Annotated in this window: 14 protein-coding genes; 8 read left to right on the forward strand and 6 right to left on the reverse strand. The window is 43.4% G+C overall.

Annotation, left to right across the window (positions count from 1 at the left end):
* Window positions 1-85: 85 nt before the first annotated feature.
* From FW759_RS05380 to FW759_RS05395, 4 genes are all read left to right on the forward strand, one after another.
* Window positions 86-3,001 (forward strand): ComEC/Rec2 family competence protein, encoded by a 2,916-nt coding sequence (locus FW759_RS05380; protein WP_446442391.1) that lies wholly within the window; start codon window positions 86-88, stop codon window positions 2,999-3,001.
* A gap of 205 nt (window positions 3,002-3,206) precedes the next feature.
* On the forward strand, window positions 3,207-4,262 hold the full coding sequence (sppA, locus tag FW759_RS05385) for a signal peptide peptidase SppA (RefSeq protein WP_062844947.1): 1,056 nt from the start codon (window positions 3,207-3,209) through the stop codon (window positions 4,260-4,262).
* A 187-nt stretch (window positions 4,263-4,449) separates the two neighbouring features.
* The gene (locus FW759_RS05390) at window positions 4,450-5,340 is read left to right on the forward strand and encodes an alpha/beta hydrolase (protein WP_446442392.1); all 891 of its coding nucleotides are present in this window, start codon (window positions 4,450-4,452) and stop codon (window positions 5,338-5,340) included.
* A 73-nt stretch (window positions 5,341-5,413) separates the two neighbouring features.
* Window positions 5,414-6,199: a CPBP family intramembrane glutamic endopeptidase gene (locus FW759_RS05395; RefSeq protein WP_446442393.1), complete on the forward strand. Its 786-nt coding sequence runs from the start codon at window positions 5,414-5,416 to the stop codon at window positions 6,197-6,199.
* 53 nt (window positions 6,200-6,252) lie between these two features.
* Here the strand turns inward: FW759_RS05395 and dusA are convergent, their stop codons facing one another.
* From dusA to FW759_RS05410, 3 genes are all read right to left on the reverse strand, one after another.
* The gene (dusA, locus tag FW759_RS05400; protein ID WP_062844944.1) at window positions 6,253-7,224 is read right to left on the reverse strand and encodes a tRNA dihydrouridine(20/20a) synthase DusA; all 972 of its coding nucleotides are present in this window, start codon (window positions 7,222-7,224) and stop codon (window positions 6,253-6,255) included.
* Window positions 7,225-7,383: 159 nt separating this feature from the next.
* Window positions 7,384-8,685, reverse strand: a complete 1,302-nt coding sequence (locus tag FW759_RS05405; protein WP_062844943.1) for an MFS transporter — start codon at window positions 8,683-8,685, stop codon at window positions 7,384-7,386.
* 249 nt (window positions 8,686-8,934) lie between these two features.
* Window positions 8,935-10,569 (reverse strand): phospholipase D family protein, encoded by a 1,635-nt coding sequence (locus FW759_RS05410; protein ID WP_062844942.1) that lies wholly within the window; start codon window positions 10,567-10,569, stop codon window positions 8,935-8,937.
* Between the two features lie 338 nt (window positions 10,570-10,907).
* On the opposite strand from FW759_RS05410, the gene FW759_RS05415 reads away from it, so the two are divergent.
* The 4 genes from FW759_RS05415 (at window position 10,908) to FW759_RS05430 (ending at window position 14,873) form a co-directional block, all read left to right on the forward strand.
* A complete protein-coding gene (locus FW759_RS05415; RefSeq protein ID WP_062844941.1) occupies window positions 10,908-12,182 on the forward strand; it encodes an O-succinylhomoserine sulfhydrylase in 1,275 nt (424 codons plus the stop codon).
* Window positions 12,183-12,415: 233 nt separating this feature from the next.
* Complete coding sequence (locus FW759_RS05420; RefSeq protein ID WP_025651278.1) at window positions 12,416-12,745, forward strand: YbaB/EbfC family nucleoid-associated protein; 330 nt, start codon at window positions 12,416-12,418, stop codon at window positions 12,743-12,745.
* A gap of 96 nt (window positions 12,746-12,841) precedes the next feature.
* Entirely contained in the window at window positions 12,842-13,435 is a 594-nt protein-coding gene (gene recR / locus FW759_RS05425; protein ID WP_062844940.1) for a recombination mediator RecR, read from the forward strand.
* A gap of 139 nt (window positions 13,436-13,574) precedes the next feature.
* Entirely contained in the window at window positions 13,575-14,873 is a 1,299-nt protein-coding gene (locus tag FW759_RS05430) for a ribonuclease D (protein ID WP_084387318.1), read from the forward strand.
* A 15-nt stretch (window positions 14,874-14,888) separates the two neighbouring features.
* On the opposite strand, the gene FW759_RS05435 is transcribed toward FW759_RS05430, so the two are convergent.
* The 3 genes from FW759_RS05435 to FW759_RS05445 all read right to left on the reverse strand — a co-directional run bounded on the left by FW759_RS05435 (window position 14,889) and on the right by FW759_RS05445 (window position 19,472).
* Window positions 14,889-15,578 (reverse strand): lipase family alpha/beta hydrolase, encoded by a 690-nt coding sequence (locus FW759_RS05435; RefSeq protein WP_062844939.1) that lies wholly within the window; start codon window positions 15,576-15,578, stop codon window positions 14,889-14,891.
* Window positions 15,579-15,757: 179 nt separating this feature from the next.
* On the reverse strand, window positions 15,758-18,655 hold the full coding sequence (gene gcvP / locus FW759_RS05440) for an aminomethyl-transferring glycine dehydrogenase (RefSeq protein WP_062844938.1): 2,898 nt from the start codon (window positions 18,653-18,655) through the stop codon (window positions 15,758-15,760).
* A gap of 58 nt (window positions 18,656-18,713) precedes the next feature.
* Window positions 18,714-19,472: a nitroreductase family protein gene (locus tag FW759_RS05445; protein WP_208855344.1), complete on the reverse strand. Its 759-nt coding sequence runs from the start codon at window positions 19,470-19,472 to the stop codon at window positions 18,714-18,716.
* Window positions 19,473-19,689: the final 217 nt, after the last annotated feature.

Genomic DNA, 19,689 nt, shown 5'->3' on the forward strand with positions numbered 1-19,689 from the left:
TATATCGTATTGACGCATTTTTTTTGATAACACATCTCTATATGTGATTGCATCGTTTACCCTTATTATCAAGCAAGGAGCACGGGTGTATTGGTTAATTGTTGGTCTGATTCTTGTGGCGATGATAGGTGTGTTGGCAGTCGCAGACAGTATACCAATGTCGCTCGATTCATTTTTGTCAGGTCTTACTAGTCCTTCTAGCTTATTTTTATTATTAACGATGTTATCCATCATTTTGGTGGCTGTTCTTCAATTTACGACACCGTCAGCAAGTAATCTAGCATCTTCTCAGACGCCTTCCAATATTCTACCTCATCGCTTTTTCCGTATTATTACTTACATTTTAGTCGCTGTTTTGGCAACCGGGCTGATAGTTGGCAGTGCCTTGCAAGCGATAAATAGCTATCAGCAGGCAAGAACCACAGAAGTTATTGAACCTATGCGTGTGCAAGCATTGGTAACGATTGAGGGGATAAGTGATAGTGTTTATGATGACTCTATGGAGAGCGGCTATCGACAAGTTGCCATCGTTAGTCAAATCTCACCATTGGTTTCTGATTTAAGCACTCAAGATTTAAATAAAATAACAGACAAGTATGCAGTTAATAATAGCCTAAGCGGTGATAATTCACTTAAAAGTTTTGCTCACAAATTTGATAGTGAAGGCGCTACATATCGAATATTGCTCAATGCGTATCCAAAGAACCCATCCAAATCCTCACTTGGCAAACCCTCTAATGACAGTCAACTAAGAAGGTTGAACCATTTAAAGCCAGGTGATCAGATATTTATGAGTCTGGCACTAGCACCAATTGCGACTTCCGAGCAAACCATCAATAATCCCTCTGGCTTCGATAGTTATCGCTGGCTAAAAGCTCGACATGTTGATGGAGTAGCGAACGTATTAGCGACTAGCACTGTGACTGTGCCTGACGCTAACTCAACATCAGTATTTTCTGATCATTCCTATATCCACAACTTTCGCACTCGAATTGACCAAGGACGGTGGCAATTACGCCAGCATTTTTATGAGGATTGGTTAGAACTGACGGCGATTGATCAGCAAGCGAGAGCGGTTACTTTGAGTTTGTTAACTGGTGATCGTAGTTTAATCAGTCGAGATACCAAAGATTTGTATCAGCTGGCTGGTATCTCGCATTTGCTGGCCATATCTGGCACACATATTTTGTTTTTGGCCATTATGTTGTCAGCAGGAGTGGTCTTTATCTTTGATCGACTATACCCGACGGTATATCGCTCTGTCCCGCGCTGGCAATTGCGCTGGGGAGTGATGGTGGGTGCAGCTTTTGTGTATGCGTTATTTACAGGTTTTGATGTGCCAGCTGCGCGTACTGCTTGGATGCTATTGGCATTGGGGTTGATACGTTTGACATTGCTACCTATCAGTACGATACGTGTCTTATTTGCGTTGGCCGTGCTGATAGCATGGCATGACCCTTATGTATTATGGCAAGCAGGCTATTGGTTGTCTTTTATTGCTGTGGCACTACTACTCAAATACGATGATACCTCAAACAGAGATGCACAATCTGATACAGTCCATAACGTCGGTTTAGTGAATGGTTTTTCTAAGCGTATTTGGGAGACAAGTAAACGTCTATTTAAACTACAGTTTTGGTTATTTATTACTTTATTACCCATCACTTTGCTCTTATTTGGTAAAGCGTCGCTGTGGGGGCTTATCATAAATTTATTTGCAATTGGACTGTTTGGATGGGTGATTGTACCGCTCAATTTATTAGCAGGGCTTTGCTATCTATTATCACCTGCTATAGCAGACAGTATTTGGACGCTCGTCAGTACCATCGTGGCTCATTTGCATGAGCTTATTATTTGGCTAACGTCACTACCATCGTTGTCAAAAGCGTGGTTATACACACCTATAAATACAGCGATAATGCTCATGGTGATATTAAGTATGGTGCCTTGGCTATTACCACGAGGGTTTGTTAGTCGCTGGCTGGCGCTTCCGCCTTTGACATTATTAATGATGACAGTATATGCCAATCAGCAATCATTAAAAACGATACCGACGTTATATATTTTGCCAACGGGCGACCGTTATGTAAGCGCTGTCTTGTTGCAGTATCCTAATGGGAATAATGAGCACACAAGTAAGAATAAAAATATAAATTGGCTATTTTTAGCAGATCATAGACCTACCACCATACGAACAATGCCAAGCAGATTAACGTCTGATAAGCTATTTACGGCATTGGAGCAACAATTAGGTAGTCTATCTGTCGATGCGCTAGAAGGCATTATAGTGCAGAGTGGCTATGCTGGATTAACGACCACACTCAATAATAATGACACGTTTGCTACGCCTGATATCAGGCAATCTGAGATATTGCCCATGACAGTCGCCCAGTTGGCTGCGCGTATTCCTATTGGTCAATATTGGCAAGCCGGTCGCTCTGATCGCTGGGGCAATTTGCAGCAAGCGTATCAGACCATTAATCATTCTGAAGGTAGGTTAGGTGTGAGTACTCAACCCTGCGAACAAGGTACGACATGGCAACTACCGAATGGAGCGTTAACCATTCAAGCACTAACGGGTTGGAGTAAGGTAGGGGATGCCAGTGTTTGGGATTGTACGATAGCGCTTGATACCAGCTTGCCCATCCAAATATTAAAGTATGATGCAGCTCATCCCCTCAAATCATTGCCTTCTACTATTCAAACGCGCATATCGAGCGATCACTCAACTGTTCAGCAAGTAAATGACCCATTATCGCGCCTTATCTTAAATACTGATACTCACCAGCGGGTCTGGCAAATGTGGTCGTTACTGTGTTCCGCTGATGCTTTTAACAATCAAACCTCATCCCATACCACTTGGCTTGGACATAGCGAATCACAGATCACGACCGAGGTACTGAGGTATCAAAAAATAGATGCAATCATGACTTATGATGATAAAGGGTTAGAGGTGGCATTATCGCTAGGTGAAATTGGCAACGTGTCACCTCAAAAATAGTACTTATAAGACGGGCGTTACAATATCGTGATATTTCACAGTTATACTATTGAACCATAAATGAAATACCACCATACTTAGCAGCTTGTTAATACAGATGACTGTGACAAGTTAAAAGTATAGAGTGTGAGAATTCACTCTCGTTCTAGATTTTTCTACGTTATCTTTTTTATTGTTTTAGATTGTTTCTGACTTAGGAAGTTATATGCCCAACTGGCCACCAGACCCTAACAAACGTCCTGATAATTCGGCAAACCAGCCCGTATCAATGCAGCAGCAAAGCCCGCCGAGTGGTCAAGAGTGGCGAGTGCTAGAAAACACCTTATTGGCTAGCGTGGTTGAGCAACGCCGTGCTCGTCGCTGGAGTATCTTTTTTAAACTATTGACCTTTGGTTATCTATTGCTGATATTTTTAATGCTGGGTCGTAGTTGTAGCACACCGACTACGGGTATAGATGGGGTCGATACGAGTCAGCCGCATTTAGCGGTGGTTGAGCTTCAAGGTGTGATCAGTAATGATGACGTGGCCAATGCCTACGATGTCAATGAGGCATTGAGAGACGCTTTTGAAAACAGTAACTCTAAAGCGGTGGCGTTAGACATTAACTCACCGGGCGGTTCACCAGTACAGTCTGATGAGATTTGGCAGACCATGATGGATCTGCGTAAAGAGTACCCAGACAAAAAGCTTTATGCCGTTATCGGTGATATTGGTGCGTCAGGTGCTTATTATATTGCCTCTGCCGCAGATGAGATCTATGTCAATCCATCGAGCTTGGTTGGTTCTATCGGTGTCATTATGCCAAGCTACAATGTCAAAGGTTTAATGGATAAGGTTGGCGTAGAAGATCGTACCATCACAGCTGGTGAGTACAAAGACATCTTAAGTCTGTCGCGTCCATTGACTGACTACGAAGAAAAACATGTCGAAGGTGTGCTTGCCAATACGCACAAGCATTTTATCAATGCCGTTAAAGAAGGCCGCGGCGATCGTCTAAAAAATCCTGAACAAAACAAACTGTTTTCAGGGTTGTTCTGGACAGGTGAGCAGTCTATAGAGCTAGGTTTGGCAGACAAAACAGGTAGTATCACAAGTCTTAGCAAAAAATTGGATCTTGATACTATCATTAATTACAGTCCAACCGATCCGTTCCAAATGTTTATGGATCGTTTTGCCGTACAACTGGGCGCAGGTATTGGTTCTAGCATGAGTTTGGATGGTTTTTTGCCGCAAGAAGAAGGTAATGCGAAGATGCGTTAAGCATTTAATATTTCAGATTTACTGTGTATGATTGTTAAGGCTGAGCATAGAACTATGCTCAGCCTTAATTGTAGGTAAAAACAAACACAAAAATTGATAACCTTGTCAGATCTTGGGCAAAGAATGAAAGAGGTCAATCATGATAAAAACGTTTAACCTGTTCATAATGATCTAATGAGTGCCTATTATGAGTGATAAAATTGATGTAAATGCCTTTGAGGCGTTACCTGTATCTAAAATAACGAACAAGCCAGTTATCCATTTTGCTCACGCCAATGGCATGCCAAGTGCTGTCTACGCACCGTTTTTTGAACCATTGACTGAGTTTTTTACGATTGAGTATATTGCGATGTTGGGCGCTACCCCTGATTATCCAGTCGATGACCATTGGCGTAGTCTGACGCAGCAGATTATCGATAGTGTGAAAAATACCTGTGAGAAGCATGGCGTTACGCAAGTCGTTGGGGTGGGTCACTCACTTGGTGCTATGTGTACTTTACAAGCATTATATAAATCGCCTGCGCGCTTTAGCCAAGCGGTACTTATGGATCCGCCTTGGATTTATGGCAAAGTCAGTTTGCTATGGCATTTGGCAAAGACGGCTGATAGATTGCCACTCATGAATAACCGTTTGATGGATAAACTGTCGCCAGCAGGCGTGTCCAAGCATCGCCGCGATGTGTGGGATAGTCGGCAAGACGCTTATGAAAAAATGCGCCACAAAGGATTTTTTAAAGATTTTGATGAGCGTAGTTTTCAAGGATACATCGATCACGGTTTGCATGAGCGCGCCGATGGCAAAGTGACCTTGGCCATCCCGAAAGCCAGTGAAGTAGCTGTATTTCGCACCAATCCCTCTTGGTATTGGCTTGCACCAAATCGTGCTCCCAAACCGCCGGTTATCTTAATCATTGGTGAGGACAGTCTTTTTTTAAAACGTCGCTTTCCACAGCAAGTCAAATCACGATTGGGCATTCCTTATGAAACCCATGCGGGTGGTCACATGTTCCCGCTTGAGCATCCAAGATCAGTAGCATTGCAGGTACTAGTGTTGATTCAGAAACAGCTGGCAGAGTAAAGATTAATTACCGACTACTATTCACTTCATTATAGATTTGGACTGATAGACTGTCCTTTTGAGTAACGACTTTATGCCAAAAAATGCTATTGATTCAGACAATCCTACACCCCTATCTAAGCAGTCTCCTTTATTTTCTCGCTTAGGAGCTTGTCTGTTGACCATAGGTATGGTGCTCGCTTTTTTTATAAGCCAATTGCTGGGGGTGTACTTTGCAGGCAAGTTGGTATTGCCTTCTACTAAAAATACAACCGTCGCTGATATATTCTTTTTTGGTGGTAACGATGGCACAGTGATCAGTTATTCAATCATCATTGGCTGTGTATTATTAGTAGCGATTAGCGTCTTAATTATTCGCTTGCGGGGCGGTAACAGCCGCCAGTATTTGGCATTGAAGCCATTTGCTTTTTCGACAGGCATGAAGATGCTTGGGTTGTTGATACTCTTTATGATTGGTAGTCAAGTATTGACGTATTTTTTGGATGAAACACCATTGGTATTTGTCGACCCTTTATACCAATCAGTCAGCTCGGTCTGGTTATTGGTCTTTGCCATGGTGATCGTTGCGCCATTATATGAGGAATTGGTATTTCGCGGCATACTATGGTCTGCTATCTCAGAGCAATTCGTGACATCTCAATGGAGACATCATGGAGCAATTGTGGCAAGTTTAGTGACCAGCTTGATATTTGCGGTGATTCACGTGCAGTATGGTATCTACGAAATCAGTACCATCGTGGTGCTAGCACTTCTCTTTTGCTATGCTCGTGTCAAATCAGGCTCATTGCTGTTGCCTATGTTAATGCACATGATCAACAACGGCGTGGCAATGGGACAGTATATTGCTCAAACAGCATGAACAATATAGGTATTACAATCACTAGAAACGTAACTATTGAGCCATTCTTTTAATTAGGCGTCAGGATTCAACAGTAAAACCTCATCAGCTGCTCGTTTAACCTCATCAAGCGTTAGTTGCGGTTTACCACTTAGGGATTGTCGCCATTTACGAGCACCTGTTAACCCTTGAAACAGTCCCAGATAGTGCCGAGTCATCGTTGGTAGAGCCTCACCTTTGGCAATCTGTTGTTCTAAATAGGGGTAGAGCTGCTCTAAAATCTGTGAGCGTTTAGGAACAGCATGTCCCCACAAGCTATTGGCTTCTGCCAGTAAGTAAGGGTTATGATAAAAAGCGCGTCCAATCATAACGCCGTCTAGATGCTGTAAATGCATGTCAATATCGCTGATTGTCTCGATACCACCGTTGATTTCGATATCCAATTCAGCAAAATCTTGTTTGAGGCGATAGACGTCATCGTAACGCAGTGGCGGTATCTCGCGATTTTGTTTTGGGCTAAGACCTTGTAACCAAGCGGTTCTCGCATGCACGATAAAACGTGTACAGCCAGCATCAGCGACTTTTTGGACAAAATTTGCCATAAACTCATAACTATCAAAATCATCAATACCAATGCGATGCTTCACGGTCACAGGGATATCAACAGCGGCCTGCATGTGTTTGACCAAGTCTGCGACAGTATGAGGCTCCGCCATAAGACATGCCCCAATTTTGTTGTACTGTACACGGTCAGAGGGGCAACCAACGTTGATATTGACTTCATCATAACCATATTGCTGAGCAAACACTGCGCACTGAGTCATCTCAGTCGTATCTGCTCCACCAAGTTGTAGCACTAAAGGATGCTCAAGCGCATCAAAACGTAGGTGCCGCGCCCGATTGCCATGTATCAATGCACCTGTACTGATCATCTCGGTATACAGATACGTATGAGGGTTAAAAAGTCGTGCAAAGTACCGATAATCTGTCGTTGTCCAATCGATCATGGGTGCAACGGAGAGTCGCTTGTTGGTCATATCAACCATGGTTGTACAGCCTTTAATAATGAAATGTTTGAGTCTTACGGTTTACGTTTTTATCGCTAATAAATGAATAAGAGGTATGTAATAAACAACCCCTTATACTAAATCGATATATAAAATACTGTACGTTCACGAGCTAAGAGTATGTAACTCAGCTATTTATCAGATAACTTCATCGATTTTTTTGAATTCAGGTAAGTTATAAAAATAAATACCCATAATAATGCCAATAAAACCGACGAACGCAATATAAAGCGCTGGTGAGAAGCTCACATATAACGTTGCGTAGCCAAGTCCGAACGGAACCAGTACACCGACAATACCGTAAGCCATATTATAACAAAAAGCCATTCCAGTTAGTCGTACGTTGGTTGGAAACAAACGCACAAGAATTGCTGGAACCATACCGACAATACCAGCAGAAAAACCTAAGAGAGAATACATAATGAGAATGTAGTCACCACTTGCTTGCAAATGATAAAAGAATAAAAGCATCTGAATGATCAATAAAGTAGAACCAATGGCCAAAACTTTACCAAAGTTTTGTTGGTTCGATATCAGACCATAAAAGATACAACCAAGAACCATAAAGACAATTCCCAGGCTGTGTGAGAATCCAAACAAATCACTGTCTAAAGCAAAGCGTAATTCAATCAAATCAGGCAGTAAGAGTACAATGACCGTGGTTATACTAGAAAGAATAATCGTAAGAACCATGCCAATAAATATGGAGTGTTTACAATGTTTAAAAAGAAGACGGAATGGTTTAGCAATATAGTTATCAGGCTTTGATTTTTTCATTTCGACAAAGAATGGCGATTCATCTATCCAGCGCCATGCCAGCAGAGGTACAAGACTTAAAATAGCGCCAGTTAAGAAAGGCAAACGCCAACCGTAATCGGCCAATTGGTCAGGTGTCATACTATTGGTTAGCCAAAGAAAAAAAGCATTGGAAAATAAAACCCCCACATAAAAACTGGCGGTGACATAGCTACAGGCTACTGATGAGTACTGGCGAGGTACATGTTCTGCCACAAAAACCCAAGCAAGAGGGACATAAAGCCCAAAAGCAATACCTTGTATCAGTCGTAATATAATGAATAAGGCTGGTGCCACTAATCCCCATTGGGCGTAAGTTGGCAGCATTGCCATTGCAGCCAGACTGATTACCGTTACTAACATACTGATCAGTAGTACGGGCTTTCGACCCTTGATGTCACCATAACGCCCAAAAATAAGACCGCCAATAGGTCGAGCCAAATAACCAATGGCAAAGAGTCCAAGCCCTTGAATTTTTGTAATAGTAGGGTTGACACTGACAGGGAAAAAATTTGTCGCTACAACATCAGCGATATACAAATAAATCAAAAAATCGAAAAACGCGACTGCGCTGCTAAAACATACTAATAGGACAATGTTTTTGTCTTTAGCAGACATAAGGGCATATTGAGAACGAGAAGGCATAGTAAGTCGCGTATCCACATATAAAAGTGCTCATCAAGCCAGTTACTGTCAAAATAACTGACCATAATAAAAAACGGCAAATCAGTATAAAAAATAATGATTGGTCGAAAAGATGAAGTGTTGAGCAAAAAATAATTGAAAAGTAAGTAATCTGATTACACGTGTATGAGTCAAAAATGCCCAATTCCATGAGCTATTTCATTACTAAGAAGTAGGTTTTCCGATTACTTTTACTTTTTAGTATGACAGCTATAGCAGCCAATCAATAGGCAACCATGACATAATGGTCAGCCAAACATGGTCACTCACATCGACGCGTGGTTCTGAGTCGTAAACCACTTTTTTGTCATCTTCCATCGTATGCCATTGCAGTTTGCCGTTATCGAGTAATTTAACCTCATAAGCCTGGTTCAACAAATCATCACTTAGCGCACCATGCAATTGTTTTGCCAGTTGGTCGTCATTGATGATTACGCCCATTTCGGTATTGATATTGGCAGAGCGCGGATCAACATTGTAAGAACCAATGAAAACTTGGTAGTCGTCAACCGCAAACGTTTTTGCATGTAAGCTGGTTGAGGACTGGCTGCGCGCTTTCCACAATTTGTTTTCGCGCTTTTCTTCAGAAGCGGTTGATTTTAGCTCATAAATTCTAACGCCTGCCTTTAAAAGAACAGGGCGCCATTGTATGTAACCAGAATGAACCGCAGTCACATCAGTAGCATCAAATGAGTTGGTCAAAATTTTAATATCAATCCCAGACTCAGCCAGTTTTACCAATGTATTGACCCCATCTTTGGTTGGAACAAAGTAGGAAGAAATAATGGTTAATTGTTTAGTAGGGCTACCAAGCAAAGTGCGCAATTGATGCACCAAGTTGGTTTCAGATGAGACGGTTTTTGATAGTTTGCCTACATCATCACTCAAAAACTGCATGTCTGTCCAACGAAAGGGCACACGCTTATTAAGCAAGTCTTCATCGATGGTAGATTCTTCGATGGCCGTCTTATAGACAGTCACATCACTACGATTATCATCCTTATCTTCTGGCCCAAGCTTGTCTAGTGCTTCTAAGAAACCAGATGGGACATCATTATCAGGCGTGACTAACGTTTCGATATCGAACGACAGCGGTGAAGACCAGTAACTGGCAAAGCTATTGTCAATATCGCCAACTACCTTGCCAATCAGCAATACATCTAAGTCTGCAAACTGACTGTTTTGATCATTACTCAGATATTCATTGCCGATATTGCGTCCCCCAATAATAGTAATTTGCTTATCAAAGGTCATACTTTTATTATGCATGCGGCGATTGATACGTGGTAAACCCGTGACATAATTCAATGTCTGAAGCTTACGATGCACCAAAGGATTAATGATACGTACCGCAATATTGGGATGACTGGCAAAACGCAAAAGATGCTGATCAAATTCTGCATTGTTATTAAAATCATCCAATAGCAAGCGTACAATTACCCCACGCTCGGCAGCTCTCCACAGATCTTTTAACAATAACTGACCCGATTGATCGTTATGCCAAATATAATACTGTGCATCGATATTACGTGTGGCCATTTCAGTTAAGATACTGCGAGATGCAAAAGCGTTCGCACCTGTTACGATGGGATGATAGCCTGACAGCTCAGGATGGATATTGTTCTGCTCACTAATAGCCGCAACCAAATTGGTATTGTCAGCGGTATCTTGTGCACTAACTTGATCGCCTTCCTGCTGATATAAAGCGTCAACACGTGCTGATAGTGCAACGCTTTCGGGCAAATGCGGTTGCTTTGGCAAAACTTGGCATCCACTAAGGCTTAAGCTAAGTCCAAGTGTGAGACTCAGAGCTAGGTTGTTAGGTTCTATACTAAACATGGACATAAATGAATTACCTTAGTGAACCTTTATATAGTGAAGCATTTTTTAAGGAAATGGGCTTGCATTTGCTATGTGTTTTTATAGATGATAGCACTGAATATGAGGCGTATGATAATATCACCCAAGGCAAAATTCAAATCGCTGCTAAGCTTACCAGCTGTCGTTATCTCTGCCTATTATAAATACGTTATTTTTATAAGATTCATCCACTCATTTACGAGCTTGCTATTTAGAATAAGTCAACATGATATGATAATGCTGGTACGTTGGCCAATAATCAAAAAATAAACAGTCTTTTTAATATTAATCAAATCAATACCAATCAAAGCAATGGAATATTTATGAGTCAGTCGCAAACCTATGATGAGAGCAATGTGAACCCATTAGATCCAAACTGGCGCAATGATGCCTTAGATTTAGGGCTTGATTATGGCATGCAAACCATTGCTGTACGAGCAGGGCAACATCGCACGGATGAAGGCGAACACTCAGAACCTATTTTTACCACCAGCTCTTATGTCTATCAATCCGCGGCTGATGCAGCAGCACACTTTGATGGTACCAAAACGGGCAACGTCTATTCACGCCACACCAATCCAAGCGTTCGTACCTTTGAGCGGCGTTTGGCTGCGCTCGAAAATGGTGAGCGAGCCGTAGCGACCGCATCGGGCATGGGTGCAATTTTGACCATGTGCTTAGCCTACCTAAAAGCGGGCGATCATTTGTTGGCCGCCAATCAGCTCTTTGGCTCATCTATCGGGCTGTTTAACAACTATATGGTCAAATACGGGGTTGAGGTCAGCTATGTCGATTGTTTCGATAATGACGCGTGGGCAAAAGCACTCCAGCCAAATACCAAAGTGATCTATTGTGAAAGCCCAAGTAATCCGCTGGCGCAAATTTGTGATCTTGGTTATTTGAGCGAGCTATGCAAAGCCAATGACATATTATTGGTCGTGGATAACTGCTTTGCCACACCAGCATTGCAGCGTCCTCTAGATTTGGGTGCTGATGTGGTCATTCACTCTGCAACTAAATACTTAGATGGTCAGGGTCGAGTATTGGGTGGTGCTTTGGTCGGTAGCGACAAGCTAATGCAAGAAGCCTTTACAGTGGTACGCTCAGGCGGTATTAGCATGAGTCCATTTAATGCTTGGGTCTTTACCAAAGGTCTTGAGACACTAAAATTGCGTATGCAGGCACATTGTCACAATGCCAATCAAGTAGCAGCGTTTTTGGTCGATCATCCCAATGTCAGTAAAGTGCATTTTTCTGGCCTTAGCGATCATCCAGCACATGAGCTGGCAACCCATCAACATCATATGAAAGATGGCTATGGGGCTATCATGGGCTTTGAAGTTAAAGCGTCAGATGACCGCGATGCGAAAGCCGCTGCTTGGCATGTGATTGATTCCACACAAATGGTTTCTATCACCAATAACTTGGGCGATGCCAAAACTACAATCACACATCCGGCGACGACCACGCATTTTCGTCTCACGGCGCAAGAGCGTGCAGAGGCTGGCGTCAACGATGGCTTGATTCGTCTGTCAGTCGGTTTAGAAGATGTAGAAGATATTATCAAAGATTTGGCGCGCGGTTTAGACAGTTTATAAAGATAACGGTATAATCACTGTCAGCGCATGCACGTTACGTTATAGTCAATATTAAACAGAATACATACTAAGCATTATAGTGCGTGACTGCGACAATTTTTTGCTTGCTGTGTTTTTACTGACAGAGACGACAAATAAAGGCTACAAAAAATTTGCGCTAGTCTCACTGTATGTTTTTATATTGAATCGACTATATTAATCATTACTTATTACTATAAAAGAAAGAGGCAACTATGAATATTCAAGCATTAATGCAACAAGCGCAAACCATGCAAAAGAAAGTGGAAGCAAACGTTGAGAATGCCAAAAAAGAGCTGGCCAACAAAGAAGTACAAGCAGAAGCAGGCAGTGGTCTGGTAAAAGTGACCATGACCGGTCGTCATGTGGTCAAGCGCTTGACCATTGATCCAAGCTTGCTAGAAGATGAGCCAGACATGATCGAAGATTTGATCGCGGCTGCTATCAATGACGCAGTTCGTCAAGCGGATGAGCTATACGAAGAAACCATGGCAGGCGCGACCTCAGGTATGGGTCTACCACCAGGGATGCAAGGCATGTTTTAAGCGTTAAATACTTCATGCTAAAGACAAAATGGGGTTGTTATCGATACGATACGACCCCATTTTTATAGCTATGGTTTACAAATAAAGGAAGTAACTTTGCTGACAGCCAAATTTGATTTGCTGGTCAAACAGCTACGTGTGTTGCCGGGTGTGGGCCAAAAGAGTGCCCAACGTATGGCGCTGCATTTGCTCACCAAAAAACGCCCCCAAGGCATGGCACTGGCTCAGGCCTTAGACGAAGCAATGCGTGATATCGTTGAATGCCAGCGTTGTCATAGTTTTAGCGATGAAGCGGTGTGTCCACTCTGCCAAGACCCTAGGCGTGATGATGGTCTGCTGTGCGTGGTCGAAACGGCAGCCGATGTCATGGCAATTGAGCAAACCGCAGGCTATCGTGGTCGCTATTTTGTGTTGGGCGGTCATTTATCACCCATCGACGGTATCAGTGCGGATGACTTAAATATTGATCAACTGGTTTGGCGGGTTAAGCAAGAGCCAGTTGAAGAGCTGATTTTGGCCACAGGCACCACTGTTGAAGGACAAACCACGGCGCATTTCATCAGTGAAGCGGTCGGACGCCACGTCAATAAAATTACCCGCTTAGCACAAGGTGTACCGATGGGCGGGGAGCTTGAGTATCTTGATAGTATGACGCTTGGTCAAGCCATGCAGAACCGCTCCTTTTTATAAAATCTAAGTTTGCTATAAAATAAATCTGGCTTATTTTATAGCAAACTACAGTTATAATGACGTTATCCTTTATTCTATTTTCTTAAAATGCTATTAAGTTAAGTGTTTTATTTTCTTCTATTTATGCAGGTATCTGCCCGTGTCCAATCATGCTGTGAACGTTTCAAACCCTCAACAAAATGCTACCGATGATCTCGTGACTGAGGATGTCTTAGCGAACCATTCAGTATCTTCATCCTCAGGCATAGACATCGATGCATTGTTAGAGACTGCTAACGATGCTGCCGTAACTTGGGTACGTGAGCAGCATCAACTTGATGAGGTTATTAAAGCATTGGCGATTTGTGGTCGCGTAGCATTAGATACAGAGTTTATTAAGCGCGATACCTATTATCCACGTTTGGCACTGGTGCAATTAAATACGGGCGATCATATCTACTTATTGGATGCGCCGCAGCTGCAATTGGCTGAGCTTTGGCAAGCACTAAGTGACGTTGACGTTGCCATTTGGCATGCGTGCGGGGAAGACTTGGGTATTTTTTATCTCTTGTCTGGTTGTCCGCCATTGACCAACATTTTTGATACGCAGATTGCACTGTCTTATTTGACGGGTCAATTGCAAATGGGCTATCAGCAAGCGTTGGCGGATCAGTTAGAGATACACATTGATAAAGAACAAAGTCAATCGGATTGGTTGCAGCGTCCGTTATCCGATGAGCAAGAAAAGTATGCGATTGATGATGTGCGGTTTTTACCAGCCTTGTACTTGCAGATCGAGGACAAGCTAAAAGCGCAAGGTCTTTATGACTATGTGTGGGCTGACTGTCAGCTTTATGCCAGTGACCTATATGAGGCTCAGCATGTCGAAGATGATGCCATGTATCTATCGATGGCAGACTATCGCTATACCTCAGAGCAAATGGCCATCCTAAAAGCGATTGCCACTTGGCGAGAGGGGTTGGCACGTTCGACCAATCAGCCACGTACTTTTGTCATAAAAAAACAAGCAGTACGTGAGATCGTCACGGAAAAGCCGAATAGTATGCGAGAGCTTGCGCATAAAACCACGATGCACCGCAGTATGCTGCGACTATATGGCGAAGAGTTGCTCAAGATAGTAAGAGAGGCGAGAAGTCTACCACCTGCTGAGCATCCAGCTTGTTTATTGCCACCTTATCGCTCAAAGAACAAAGCCCTTTCAAAAGCCGTGCAACACGCCATTGATGAACATGCCAAATCCCTTAAAATTCCTGCGAATGTATTGATGCGTAAAAAGTGGCTCAGTCAGTTGTATGAAGTGATTGCTTTTGACCAAGACATAAGCGAGTTGCCGCAAGGGTTAAAGGGCTGGCGTCATGATTGGGTAGTGAATACGTTGATTCCGGTTATTGAAAAGCATAAGACTGAGTTGCAGCAAGGCATGGGTATTCGAGTTTAAAGAGTTGTATGATATTTATACATTAAGCAATTCATGGTTGAATTGGCCATGCTCTAAAAAACAGCAGGTCTGTTCAGCCACTTGCTGGTTAACCAGCATACCAGTATGTGACACTGGTAAGACGATATGATCGCTTGCGCCTTCAACTTTGGTTTCAGAGACATAGACGGTGCCGTCATGAGCGCAAGCATCAGATAGCAAGGATGTGCCTTGTTTACGTAGTTTACGATTGTGATAGTGTAAAAACACTTGCCCTAAACCGTAAGGGTGGTTGCCAGCAATCACACCAAGCGTGATATGATCAGGTAAAGGCGCTACAGTACCATCTAACGCGTCAGTGTATGAGCGTCCTACCATGAAAGGTGTTAATCGCCAAATATAATCGGCACAAACGCTACCCACATGCGGTGTCCCTAGCGTGACGCAATGTCCAATTTGCCACTTAGAGTAGTGTGCGACAAAATCCCTAATAATCAAACCGCCCAAACTATGCCCAACCAAATCTATCGCCTCGTCAGGATGATGATTTTGCTCTAACCATTCATTAAGTTGTGCACTGTTTACCTTGATACCATCACGCAGACTTCGGTAGCCGTATTGATAAGTATCAAACCCTTCAGACTGCAAACGTCTAGCAAGTTTTTTCATAATCCAAGGTGTTTGATGCAGTCCATGTATTAGAATAACGCGGTTTTTTTGTGGCATGGTGTTTTCCAGATTAACTGAAGGCGTATCGCTATTATATTGGACTCTGATACTATATTTAAATACTAAAGATATGGTTTCTTTAATAAATAGAAAAGACCTGCAAAACAAAACCGCCAAATCAGTAACTGACTTGGCGGTTTTTTAGACAAAAAATGTGCAAATAATGAAAACGATGATTACATATAGTTTTCGATACTTGGGCAAGAACACATAAGGTTTTTATCGCCATACGCATCATCAACACGTGCCACACTCGGCCAGAACTTGTTGGCACGGATGTAAGGCAGTGGGAAGGCAGCAGTCTCACGGCTGTACGGGTGCGTCCACTCTTCGCTAGTAATCATAGCGGCAGTATGCGGTGCATTGACCAATGGATTGTCTTCGAGCGTCCAATTGTCTTCGCCAGCTTTAGCTTTCATGGCTTCCGCTTTGATAGACTTTAGCGCGCTGATAAAGCGATCCAACTCTTCTTTAGACTCAGACTCGGTTGGCTCAATCATCAATGTGCCTGCGACTGGGAAACTCATCGTTGGTGAGTGGAAACCATAATCCATCAAGCGCTTGGCGATATCGCTTTCGGTAATGCCAGTTTCTTCTTTTAACGGACGAATATCGATGATACATTCGTGAGCCACGCGGCCGTTTTTACCGGTATATAGGACAGGGTAGTGACCTTTTAACTCAGCCGCCACGTAGTTGGCATTTAGCAAGGCAAGCTCAGTGGCTTTAAGTAAGCCATCACGTCCCATCATGGCAATATACATCCATGAGATAGGCAAAATGCTTGCTGAGCCATAAGGAGCAGCCGATACCGCTGAGCAGTCTTTTTGCGCGTTATGCACAGGGCTTAGCGTATGGTTGGCCATAAATGGCGCTAAGTGTGCTTTCATACCAATAGGTCCCATACCTGGACCACCGCCACCATGCGGGATACAGAAGGTTTTGTGCAAGTTCATGTGTAGGACGTCTGCACCGACATCCGCAGGTTGCATCATACCGACTTGAGCATTCATGTTGGCACCATCCATATAGACTTGGCCACCATGTTTATGAATAAGGTCGCAAATATGACGGATGCCTTCTTCAAATACGCCGTGCGTCGATGGATAAGTGATCATTAATGCACCCAAACGCTCGCTGTGCTCTTCACATTTGGCGGTTAAGTCTTCGATGTCAACGTTGCCATTATCATCGGTTTTGACCACGACCACTTGCATGCCCATCATCATCGCAGTAGCAGGGTTAGTGCCGTGCGCTGACATAGGAATCAAGCAAACATCACGGTTGATTTCGCCCAATGACTCATGATAACGGCGAATCGCGAGTAGACCGGCATACTCACCAGAGGCACCAGAGTTAGGTTGCATTGATACATCGTCAAACCCAGTAATGGCTTTTAGCTGGTCTTGTAAGCTATCAATCATTGCGATATAACCAGTCACTTGATCGCGCGGTGCAAAAGGATGCACATTGGCAAATTCAGGCCACGTGATCGGTAGCATCTCACTGGTCGCATTGAGCTTCATAGTACAGCTACCGAGTGAAATCATACTGCGATTCATCGCCAAATCTTTGTCTTCAAGCGATTTTAAGTAGCGCAGCATTTCATGCTCAGTATGATGCGAGTTAAAGACTGGATGAGTCAAGATATCGTCAGTGCGTAGGTGTTCGCTATCAAGAGACACGTTAGCTGTTTCAGGTAAATCGTGGGCTTTACTGACAAATAACTGCGTTAACACTGTAAAGTCTTGCTGATCACTGGTTTCACTGAAAGCGACAGCCAATTTTTGCTCGCCCAAACGCCATAAGTTGTAACCAAGGTTGTCCGCATTTTCAAAAATTTGTGTGGCTAGCTTTTCTGAACCGCAATCCACAACAACCGTGTCAAAGAACTGATCATGTACCACATTGAGGCCGCTATCATTCGTTTCTTTGATAACTGCCGCAAAAGCAGTGGCAAACGCATGAATACGAGTCGCAATACGCTTAACGCCTTCTGGGCCATGATACACAGCATACATGCCTGCTAAATTGGCAAGTAATACTTGCGAGGTACAGATGTTTGAGTTGGCTTTTTCGCGGCGGATGTGCTGCTCACGGGTTTGCAGTGCCATGCGTAGCGCCGTATTACCTTGCGCGTCTTTTGAGACACCAATGATACGACCAGGAGCAGAGCGCTTGGCTTTATCAGAGAAGGCAAAATAAGCGGCATGTGGACCACCAAAGCCCATTGGAATACCAAAACGCTGTGTGCTACCAAGTGCCACATCTGCGCCCATGTCTGCTGGCGATTTTAATAATACCAAGCTCATGATGTCACTGACCACACTGACATACGTCTTGTTTTCTTTTACCGCTGCGATGACCTCTGTTAGGTCTTTTACATCGCCTTCAGCGCCCACATACTGGAATAGCGCACCAAAATAATCACCTGATTTGGCAGTCTCAAAGTCACCAACGACCACGTCCCAACCGAAGTACTTGGCGCGAGTATTGATAACATCTAGCGTTTGCGGATACACACGCTCATCAACGAAAAACTGTGTTGATTTGCTTTTGCTCACACGCTTTGACATTGCCATGGCTTCTGCCGCTGCCGTGGCTTCGTCCAATAATGATGCACCAGCCATCTCAAGACCCGTCAAATCAATACATACTTGCTGGAAGTTGAGCAGCGCTTCTAAGCGACCTTGCGCGATTTCAGCTTGATAAGGGGTATAAGCGGTATACCAGCCTGGATTTTCAAGTACGTTGCGCTGAATGACCGCAGGCATACGTACAGGTGAGTAGCCTTGACCGATATAGCTCTTATTAACGGTAATGTCGTCCGCCATCGTCCGCAGTTTGGCAAGCGCTGCATGTTCACTCATTGCCACTGGCAAATCCAACGCTTTATGCAAACGCACTGGCTCAGGGACGGTATCGTTGATGAAGCTTTCCATATCCTTGTAGCCAACCGCGCTTAGCAAATCAGCTTGTTTGGTGTCATTTGAGCCTAAGTGGCGATAGACAAATTCAGCTTCGTTAAATAATCCTTGAAAGGTATCAAACGTAGGGTTTTGAGAGATAGTCATGACAGTCCTTGGTTAAGGGAGTAATAAATAAAGTAACTAAAAATCACGGTCTCATACACTATACATAGTGCACGAATTGGTCTTGATCAAAACGAAATTGGGTATTGTAGACACCATTGTCGGCACGCTCGCCGGCACCAATCATCATAATAATATGTTGATCGTCATTTAGACCCAATAGCTGCTTCATAGCTGGCTCATCAAAGCCGCCCATGGCACAGCTGTCAAATCCATATGCGCGCAGTGCTAACATAAGGTTTTGAGCCGCCAGTGCTGTATTGTTGGTTGCCCAGTTTTTGGTGTCTTCAAATGTATAATAAGGCGATTTGATGGGGCCTTTTACGCGTCTGACGACCTGAGTTGCACCCCATTTTGCGGCGGATACGACATTGGCTGGACCTCGTAAAAAATCCATCGCTACCACTTTGGTATAGTAGTCTTTTACCTTTTTTGGCACAGGTTTATCGGGATATTCACGCAATATTTGCTTGGCATGGTCGTGCCAAATATCGGTACGAGCCACGACAGCGATGAGGCGAGCTGAGGTTTTTGCCGCATTTTGATTCATGCAGTTTTTCACGGCCTGCTTACGGCTATCAGCACTATCAATAACATAGAATTCCCATGGCTGTAGGTTGCTAGAGTTTGGCGCTAACATAGCCAGACGTAGACAGTCTGCTAATACGTCATCCGGTATTGGCGTGCCCGTAAAACGACGTACTGAACGGCGCGACTCAACCACTTCACGAAACGCTTGTAATTGCGGCGTGTGGCTAGGGGTAGCAATACTGTCTTTATGGTCAGTGTTGGGGTTCATATTAGGATCCATGCTGGGGATTGGGTACTCAACTTGAGTCATCATCGATTGCAGCTATTTAATAATTTTGCAAATCTGCAATCATATAGTGTGGCAAGTGATTAATACGAATAAACGGGGTAGTTATTGAAAGTAATACGTTGAGCAATCATTTTTTAAATAAAACAGTACAGATACCAGCTGATGCTAGTACCCATAATTTTAAGAGATAGTGATA

This window comes from Psychrobacter sp. 1176_08, assembly GCF_052850615.1.

Bases quoted from the DNA above. Each gene is read 5' to 3' on its own strand.
- sppA (WP_062844947.1), top strand. From the start codon at position 3,207: ATGCCCAACTGGCCACCAGACCCTAACAAACGTCCTGATAATTCGGCA.
- FW759_RS05390 (WP_446442392.1), top strand. From the start codon at position 4,450: ATGAGTGATAAAATTGATGTAAATGCCTTTGAGGCGTTACCTGTATCT.
- FW759_RS05395 (WP_446442393.1), top strand. From the start codon at position 5,414: ATGCCAAAAAATGCTATTGATTCAGACAATCCTACACCCCTATCTAAG.
- dusA (WP_062844944.1), bottom strand. From the start codon at position 7,224: ATGGTTGATATGACCAACAAGCGACTCTCCGTTGCACCCATGATCGAT.
- FW759_RS05405 (WP_062844943.1), bottom strand. From the start codon at position 8,685: ATGCCTTCTCGTTCTCAATATGCCCTTATGTCTGCTAAAGACAAAAAC.
- FW759_RS05410 (WP_062844942.1), bottom strand. From the start codon at position 10,569: ATGTCCATGTTTAGTATAGAACCTAACAACCTAGCTCTGAGTCTCACA.
- FW759_RS05415 (WP_062844941.1), top strand. From the start codon at position 10,908: ATGAGTCAGTCGCAAACCTATGATGAGAGCAATGTGAACCCATTAGAT.
- FW759_RS05420 (WP_025651278.1), top strand. From the start codon at position 12,416: ATGAATATTCAAGCATTAATGCAACAAGCGCAAACCATGCAAAAGAAA.
- FW759_RS05435 (WP_062844939.1), bottom strand. From the start codon at position 15,578: ATGCCACAAAAAAACCGCGTTATTCTAATACATGGACTGCATCAAACA.
- gcvP (WP_062844938.1), bottom strand. From the start codon at position 18,655: ATGACTATCTCTCAAAACCCTACGTTTGATACCTTTCAAGGATTATTT.
- FW759_RS05445 (WP_208855344.1), bottom strand. From the start codon at position 19,472: ATGAACCCCAACACTGACCATAAAGACAGTATTGCTACCCCTAGCCAC.